5 protein-coding genes and 1 pseudogene are annotated in these 7,911 nt (G+C 71.7%); 3 read left to right on the top strand and 3 right to left on the bottom strand.

Translation table 11 applies throughout. From position 1 onward, the window contains the following. Together G3I40_RS24995 and G3I40_RS24990 are read left to right on the top strand one after the other, a co-directional pair. Nucleotides 1-396 (top strand): (2Fe-2S)-binding protein (locus G3I40_RS24995; protein WP_164304371.1); only part of this gene is annotated, 396 nt, incomplete at its 5' end. Nucleotides 397-636: 240 nt separating this feature from the next. Further along, nucleotides 637-1,713, top strand: a complete 1,077-nt coding sequence (locus G3I40_RS24990) for a DUF2637 domain-containing protein (protein ID WP_164304370.1) — start codon at nt 637-639, stop codon at nt 1,711-1,713. 34 nt (nt 1,714-1,747) lie between these two features. Here G3I40_RS24990 and G3I40_RS24985 read toward each other — a convergent pair whose 3' ends face one another. Beyond that, nucleotides 1,748-2,197, bottom strand: coding sequence for an ATP-binding protein (locus G3I40_RS24985; RefSeq protein ID WP_164304369.1), 450 nt, complete (start codon nt 2,195-2,197; stop codon nt 1,748-1,750). Between the two features lie 218 nt (nt 2,198-2,415). Between G3I40_RS24985 and G3I40_RS24980 the strand changes: the two genes are divergently transcribed. Beyond that, the gene (locus tag G3I40_RS24980) at nt 2,416-5,481 is read left to right on the top strand and encodes a glycoside hydrolase family 38 C-terminal domain-containing protein (RefSeq protein WP_164304368.1); all 3,066 of its coding nucleotides are present in this window, start codon (nt 2,416-2,418) and stop codon (nt 5,479-5,481) included. 51 nt (nt 5,482-5,532) lie between these two features. On the opposite strand, the gene G3I40_RS24975 is transcribed toward G3I40_RS24980, so the two are convergent. Then, nucleotides 5,533-7,278: a pyruvate dehydrogenase gene (locus tag G3I40_RS24975; protein WP_164304367.1), complete on the bottom strand. Its 1,746-nt coding sequence runs from the start codon at nt 7,276-7,278 to the stop codon at nt 5,533-5,535. 143 nt (nt 7,279-7,421) lie between these two features. After that, a pseudogene (locus G3I40_RS24970) lies at nt 7,422-7,911 on the bottom strand (protein phosphatase 2C domain-containing protein); the annotation flags it as partial.

Raw genomic sequence — 7,911 nt, 5'->3', positions numbered from 1 at the left:
GAGGCCCTGCGCGCGGAGCTGCGGGCGGCCGTGGCCGAGCACCTGGGCCCGGTCCTCACCGGCTTCGGCCCGCGGATGCGGCGCGGGCCGCGCGCCCTGTGGGGCATGGCGACGGACGAGATCGTCGAGAGCCTCTGGTACGTCGGCCATCTGCTCGGCGAGGAGCGCCGTGCGATGAACGCGCTGGAGGAGCTGCTGCCGGGCACGACGAAGCCGTACGTCGGCAAGGCCGCCTTCCGCGAACTCACGGGCCCGGACGGGGAGTCGCTGCCCACCCGAGACCGCGCGAGCTGCTGCCTCTTCTACACACTGCGCCCCGAGGACACCTGCGTGACCTGCCCGCGCACCTGCGACGCGGACCGCGTCACGAAGCTCACCGCCACCGCCGCGGCCTGAACCACCCGTCCGTGTGACATAAATCGAACTCAACTTCCCTTATGGCGGCGGGAGTTCGAGCGTACGGACGCTTTACGCGCCCCCTTGCACTCCAATGGCGTTCTCTTGTCCCGAATCCCCCTGCGGGCTCGGACGGCTGCGCCAATATGGCGCCCGTTCGCCCTCCCGTCCCCCACCACCACCCCTCGGGCGAGGCGCTCCGCGCCGTACTTCTGTTTTCGCTACGCAAGGGACCCCCAGATGAGACTGACCGACATATCGCTGGACTGGCTGCTTCCGGGCGCCGTGCTGCTCCTGGGCCTGCTGGCGGCGGTGGCGGTGCTCGCGCGCGGCAAGCGCGCCGGGGACACCGGCAAGAACGGCGCGTCCGCCGACGAGACGTGGGAGCGCAGCGAGGAGCGCCGCAGGCGCAAGGAGGCCGTCTACGGGACCGCCTCGTACGTGCTGCTGTTCTGCTGCGCCGCCGTCGCCGCCGCACTCTCCTTCCACGGTCTGGTCGGCTTCGGCCAGCAGAACCTCAACCTGACCGGGGGCTGGGAGTACCTCGTCCCGTTCGGGCTCGACGGCGCCGCGATGTTCTGCTCGGTGCTCGCGGTGCGCGAGGCGAGCCACGGCGACGCCGCGCTCGGCTCGCGGATACTCGTGTGGACGTTCGCGGGCGCCGCCGCCTGGTTCAACTGGGTGCACGCGCCACGAGGCCTGGACCACGCGGGCGCCCCGCACTTCTTCGCGGGGATGTCCCTGTCGGCGGCCGTCCTGTTCGACCGCGCCCTGAAGCAGACCCGCCGTGCGGCGCTGCGCGAACAGGGCCTGGTGCCGCGGCCGTTGCCGCAGATCCGGATGGTGCGGTGGCTGCGTGCGCCCCGGGAGACCTACAGCGCCTGGTCGCTGATGCTCCTGGAGGGCGTGCGGACGCTGGACGAGGCCGTCGACGAGGTGCGCGAGGACAAGCGGCAGAAGGCGACCGACCGCATTCGGCGGCGCGAGCACGAGAAGCTGGAGCGGGCGCAGCTGCGGGCCCTCAGCAGGGGCCACCGGACGTTCACCGGGCGCGGCGGCACGCAGGTGGAGGTGCCCGCGGTGACCGCGTCGGGCTCCGCGCAGAGCGGCACGGAGCCTGCCATATCACCGGCAGAGCAGCCCCCGCAGGATCAACTGCCGTTGCGCGCCCGGCCCTCGCTCCAAGCCGTCAGGAGTGGCGCTGACACGCCGGCGCCCGTCACCGTCGACCTGACGGCGGAGGACGACACGCAGGCGCTGCCCCGGCTCGACACGCTCGAGCGAAAGCTCAAGGACCTTGAGCAGCAGTTCGGCTGAGGCCGAGCGTGTCGCCCCCACGGCGGCGTCGTGGTCACACGGCGCCGCCGTCCAGTTCGAACCACACCACCTTTCCGGTGCCGAGTGCCGCGACGCCCCAGGCGTCCGCGAGTGACTGGACCAGGACCAGGCCCCGCCCGTTGGTGCCGTGCGTACCGCTGTCGGCGTGCGGTACCCGCAGCTTGGGCCTGCGTGCGGCGAAGTCACGGACCTCGACCCGCAGGCCGCGCGGGCCCACCGTCGCCGTGATCTCCGCTTCCCGGTCCGTGTGCACCAGCGCGTTGGTGACCAGTTCACTGGTCAGCAGCTCGGCCGTCTCCGCTCTTCCGGGCCTGCCCCAGTGACGGAGCAGCTCGCGCAGCGCACGCCTGGTCTCGGGTACGGCCCTCAGGTCCGCCCTGCCCAGCTTCCGCGTGAACTGCCGCTGCCGTCCGTCCCCCTGTGGGGCCGGTATGCCCTCCGTGTCGTGCGCCTGCCTTCTCATGACCCCCGCCCACACGCCGATCCCGATGCCTTTCTCGCTCTGGACTCGTGCTGCTCGGCCTGTTCGTCGAACGCGTACACGGGGATGCATGCCCCGTGGGCGTGGCGGCGACTCTTGTTGATTCGTCCACCACTGGCGGGTGTCCGCGAGCGGCGCGGGGAAAGAAGCGTGAGGATCCCGGCAGGACGAGTACCGCACGAGGACCGGAAGGAGCCGCCGTGCACGACGACCGACAGCTCGTGGAGGGCCGACTGGGGCGGGCGATGCGTCAGTTCGTACGCCCCGCACAGTACGCCGCACGGACACCCCTGGCGCTGAGCGTGTGGCACGCACCCGGGGAACCCGTGCCCGTGGCCGAGGCGCTGGAGGGGACGTACGAGCCCTTCGAGCCCGGCGCCGTGTGGGGGAAGCCCTGGTCGACGAGCTGGTTCCGGCTACGGGGCGAGGTGCCCGCCGCGTGGGAGGGGCGGCACGTGGAGGCCGTGGTGGACCCGGGGTTCAGCGGCCAGGGCCCCGGGTTCCAGGCGGAGGGGCTGCTGTACGACGCCTCGGGCGTGCCCCTGAAGGGGATCCACCCGCGCAATCGGCACCTCACGGTCGCGGCGCGGGCCGTGGGAGGCGAACCCGTCCATCTGCTGCTGGAGGCGGCGGCCAATCCGGCCGTACTGCGTGACTTCGAGCCCACCTCCCTCGGTGACGTCCTGACTGCCGGGGATCGGCCCATCTACCGATTCCGCGCTGCCGACTTGGCCGTACTCGACGAGGACGTCTGGCATCTGGTCCTCGACGTCGAGGTCCTTTCCGAGCTGATGCACGAGCTGGACGCGGACCGGGGCAGGCGCCACGACATCCTGCGGGCCCTGGAGCGGATGCTGGACGCGCTCGACCTGCACGACGTGCACGGCACGGCGGCCGCCGCCCGCGCCGAGCTCGCCGAGGTCCTCGCCCGTCCCGCGCACGCGAGCGCCCACCGGGTCTCGGCCGCCGGGCACGCGCACATCGACTCGGCGTGGCTGTGGCCGCTGCGCGAGACGGTCCGCAAGGCGTCGCGGACGTTCGCGAACGTCACGGCGCTGGCCCGGGACTACCCCGAGCTGGTCTTCGCGTGCTCGCAGGCGCAGCAGTACGCGTGGGTCAAGGAGCACCAGCCGCACATCTGGGACCGCATCAAGAAGGCGGTGGCGGACGGGAACTGGGCGCCGGTCGGCTCGATGTGGGTGGAGTCGGACGCGAACATGCCGGGCGGCGAGGCGCTGGCCCGCCAGCTGGTGCACGGGAAGAAGTTCTTCCGGGACGAGCTGGGCGTGGAGACGCAGGAGATCTGGCTGCCGGACTCCTTCGGCTACACCGCGGCGTTCCCGCAACTGGCGAAGCTGGCGGGGGCGAAGTGGTTCCTGACGCAGAAGCTGAGCTGGAACCGGACGAACAAGATGCCGCACCACACGTTCTGGTGGGAGGGCATCGACGGCACCCGCGTCTTCACGCACTTCCCGCCCGTGGACACCTACAACTCCCAGTTCCACGCGAGTGAACTGGCCCACGCCGAACGGAACTTCGCGGAGAAGGGCGGCGCCTCGCAGTCCCTCGTGCCCTTCGGCTGGGGCGACGGGGGCGGTGGCCCGACCCGCGAGATGCTGGAGAAGGCGCGCCGGCTGCGCTCCCTGGAGGGCTCGCCGCGCGTCGAGATCGAGAAGCCGGCGGCGTTCTTCGCGTCGGCGTACGAGGAGTATGGGGCGAAGGCGCCGGTGTGGTCGGGCGAGCTGTACCTGGAGATGCACCGGGCCACCTACACGACGCAGGCGAAGACGAAACAGGGCAATCGGCGCAGTGAACACGCCCTGCGCGAGGCCGAGTTGTGGTGCACGGCGGCGGCGCTGCGCGATCCCTCGTACGCGTACCCGTACGAGGACCTGGACCGCATCTGGAAGACGGTGCTGCTGCACCAGTTCCACGACATCCTGCCGGGCTCGTCGATCGCGTGGGTGCACCGGGAGGCCCGGGAGACCTACGCACGCGTCCTCGCCGAGCTGGACGTGCTCACCGCCGAGGCGGCGGGCCGTCTCGGCGGCGGCGAACCGTCCGTGCTCAACGCCTCCCCGTACCCGCGCAGTGAAGTCGTCGACCACGACGGGCAGTTGGTGCATGTGGACGTCGCCGGGCTCGGCACCCGCTCGCTGGCCGAGGCCGCCGCGCACACCCGCGGTCCGGGCGCCCGCGCCGCGGCCACCCGCGAGGCCGACGAGAAGATCGTCCTCGCCAACGAGCACCTGACCGTCACCATCGACGGCGACGGGCTGCTCACCTCCGTGAGGGACGTGGCGGCCGGGGGCCGCGAGGTCCTGGCCCCGGGCCTGCGCGGCAACCTCCTGCAGCTGCACCCCGACCACCCCACCCAGTACGACGCGTGGGACCTGGACGCGCACTACCGGCACACCCGCACCGACCTCACGGACGCCGAGTCGGTGGAGCTGGTCGAGGACGGGCCGCTGCGGGTCTCGGTCCGCGTCACCCGCGCCTTCGGAGCGTCCCGCGTCACCCAGGAGTACCGGCTCGCGGCCGGCAGCCGCCGCCTGGACGTCGTCACGGACATCGACTGGCAGGAGTCGGAGAAGGTCCTCAAGGCGGCGTTCCCGCTGGACGTGCACGCCGAACGGTCCGCCGCCGAGATCCAGTTCGGCCATGTGCACCGGCCCACGCACGCCAACACCGGCTGGGACGCGGCCCGTTACGAGATCTGCGCGCACCGCTGGCTGCGAGTGGCGGAGGAGGGGTACGGGGTCGCGCTGCTCAACGACTCGACGTACGGCCACGACGTGACGCGCACCCCGCACGACCGGGGCCTGGGCACCACGGTGCGGCTGACGCTGCTGCGCGCCCCGCACAGCCCCGATCCGGAGACCGACCTCGGTACGCACCGCTTCACGTACGCGCTGCTGCCGGGCGCCACGACGGGCGACGCGGTGGCCGGCGGGCTCGCGCTCAATCTGCCGCTGCGGATCGCGACCGTCCCTGACGTCGCCCCACTGGTCGCGGTCGACGACCCGGCGGTGACTATCGAGTCGGTGAAGCTCGCCGAGGACCGCAGCGGCGACGTGGTGGTGCGCCTCTACGAGTCCCGCGGCGGGCGCGCGAGCGCGACGCTGTCGGCGGCGTTCCCGGTGGCGGGCGCCGACGAGACGGACCTGCTGGAGCGGCCGCTGCGGCCGGCGGACACCTCGGACACGGGGCTCGCGCTGCACCTGCGCCCGTTCCAGATCCTGACGCTGCGGCTGCGGCCCGTGTGACGCGCCGGCGCCCGGCCCCCGGTACGCGGGGGGCCGGGCACCGGTCCTCGGTCAGGGGCGCGGCACGTTGCGCAGGTTGGAGCGTGCCATCTGCACCATGCGGCCCACGCCGCCGTCGAGCACGATCTTCGACGCGGACAGCGCGAAGCCCGTCACCATGTCCGCGCTGATCTTCGGCGGGATGGACAGCGCGTTCGGGTCGGTGACGATGTCGACCAGGGCGGGTCCCTTGTGCTTGAAGGCGTCCTTCAGCGCGCCCGCCAGCTGCTTGGGCTTCTCGACGCGGACGCCGTACGCGCCCGCGGCCCGGGCGACCGCGGCGAAGTCGGGGTTCTTGTTCGTGGTCCCGTAGGACGGCAGGCCGGCGACGAGCATCTCCAACTCCACCATTCCCAGGGCGGAGTTGTTGAACAGGACGACCTTCACCGGCAGGTCGTACTGGACGAGCGTGAGGAAGTCGCCCATCAGCATCGAGAAGCCGCCGTCACCGGACATGGAGATGACCTGGCGCTCGCGGTCGACGAACTGGGCGCCGATGGCCATCGGCAGCGCGTTCGCCATGGAGCCGTGCGAGAACGAGCCGATGACGCGACGCCGTCCGTTGGGCGAGATGTAGCGCGCGGCCCATACGTTGCACATGCCGGTGTCCACGGTGAACACCGCGTCCTCGGAGGCGAGTTCGTCCAGGACCGAGGCGACGTACTCGGGGTGGATCGGGACGTGCTTGTCGACCTTGCGGGTGTACGCCTTGACGACGCCCTCAAGGGTGTCGGCGTGCTTCTTCAGCATCTTGTCGAGGAAGCGGCGGTTGCTCTTGGGCTTCACGCGCGGCGTCAGACAGCGCAGCGTCTCGCGCACGTCGCCCCATACGGCGAGGTCCAACTTCGAGCGCCTGCCCAGGTGTTCGGGCCGCACGTCGACCTGGACGATCTTGACGTCCTTCTGCGGCAGGAACGCGTTGTACGGGAAGTCGGTGCCGAGCAGGATCAGCAGGTCGCACTCGTGGGTGGCCTCGTAGGCGGCGCCGTACCCGAGCAGCCCGCTCATGCCGACGTCGAAGGGGTTGTCGTACTGGATCCACTCCTTGCCGCGCAGCGCGTGGCCGACCGGCGACTTGATCTTCTCGGCGAACTCCATGACCTCGGCGTGCGCCCCTGCGGTGCCGCTGCCGCAGAAGAGGGTCACCTTGTCGGCCTCGTCGATCATCTCGACGAGCTTGTCGATCTCGGTGTCGCCGGGCCGGATGCTGGGCCGGGAGGTGACGAGGGCCGTCTCGACCGCCTGGTCGGGGGCCGCCTCGTCCGCGATGTCGCCGGGCAGCGTGACGACGCTGACGCCGGACTGGCCGACCGCGTGCTGGATGGCGGTCTGCAGGACGCGCGGCATCTGCTTCGCGCTGGAGATCATCTCGCTGTAGTGCGAACACTCCTGGAAGAGCCGGTCGGGATGGGTCTCCTGGAAGTAGCCGAGGCCGATCTCGCTGGAGGGGATGTGCGAGGCGAGGGCGAGGACCGGGGCCATCGAGCGGTGCGCGTCGTAGAGGCCGTTGATGAGGTGCAGGTTGCCGGGCCCGCAGGAGCCGGCGCAGGCGGTCATCTTGCCGGTGACCTGCGCCTCCGCCCCGGCGGCGAAGGCGGCGGTCTCCTCGTGGCGTACGTGGATCCAGTCGATGGCGCTGTTGCGGCGGATCGCGTCGACGACCGGGTTCAGGCTGTCGCCGACGACTCCGTACATGCGCTTGACGCCCGCGCGGACCAGGATGTCCACGAATTGTTCGGCGACGTTCTGCTTGGCCATGACTTCACGTGCCCCTTCGGCGGCCGGTACGGATCTTCGTTCCCGTCCATGAAGTCACACGCGGGGCCGTGACGCCTCCGGGAAGCGCCTCTTCGCCGGAGACGTTCAGCGGATTTCGCGCCTGAGATCCGCGTCGTGCCTGGTCAGGACTCCCAGACCCCCACCGCGGTCCGGTCGTCCGCGTACCCCTTCACCCGGACCTGGGTGTCGGCCAGGAACGCGGTGAGGCCGGGCGCGTCGGTGGGCGTCCACCGCGTGGCGAGGTGGGCCGCCAGTGCCGGCTCCCCGCGCAGCGGTTCCGCCAGGCCGGCGCTGCAGAGCAGGAGCGTGTCGCCCGGCCTGGCGACGGAGGCGCGGAAGCGGAACGGGTCGTGGGGCGGGGCGGGCGCGGGCTCGTAGGGGCTGGGCGGTGTGGTGATGCCGAGGTCCATGGTCAGCCGGTCGCCCTCCGGGGTCTCGGCCGCGGGCAGCGACCCGTACCCGACGACGGGGGCGCCGCTCTGCTCGGCGGCGGACGGCTCGATGTCCTGCCACTCGCCGCCGCGCAGCCGGAACAGTCCGCCCCCGCCGACGCCGAAGAACACCCGCGTCCGGCACTCCGGGTCGGCCGGCAGGAGCAGACAGCGCAGGCCG

The sequence above is a fragment of the Streptomyces sp. SID14478 genome, from assembly GCF_010548525.1.
Taxonomy (GTDB): domain Bacteria; phylum Actinomycetota; class Actinomycetes; order Streptomycetales; family Streptomycetaceae; genus Streptomyces.
Note: the sequence above shows the minus strand (reverse complement) of the source record. Positions and strands in the feature narration are given on the sequence as shown.

Coding starts and splice junctions, on each gene's coding strand:
- G3I40_RS24990 (WP_164304370.1), top strand. CDS start 637: ATGAGACTGACCGACATATCGCTGGACTGGCTGCTTCCGGGCGCCGTG.
- G3I40_RS24985 (WP_164304369.1), bottom strand. CDS start 2,197: ATGAGAAGGCAGGCGCACGACACGGAGGGCATACCGGCCCCACAGGGG.
- G3I40_RS24975 (WP_164304367.1), bottom strand. CDS start 7,278: ATGGCCAAGCAGAACGTCGCCGAACAATTCGTGGACATCCTGGTCCGC.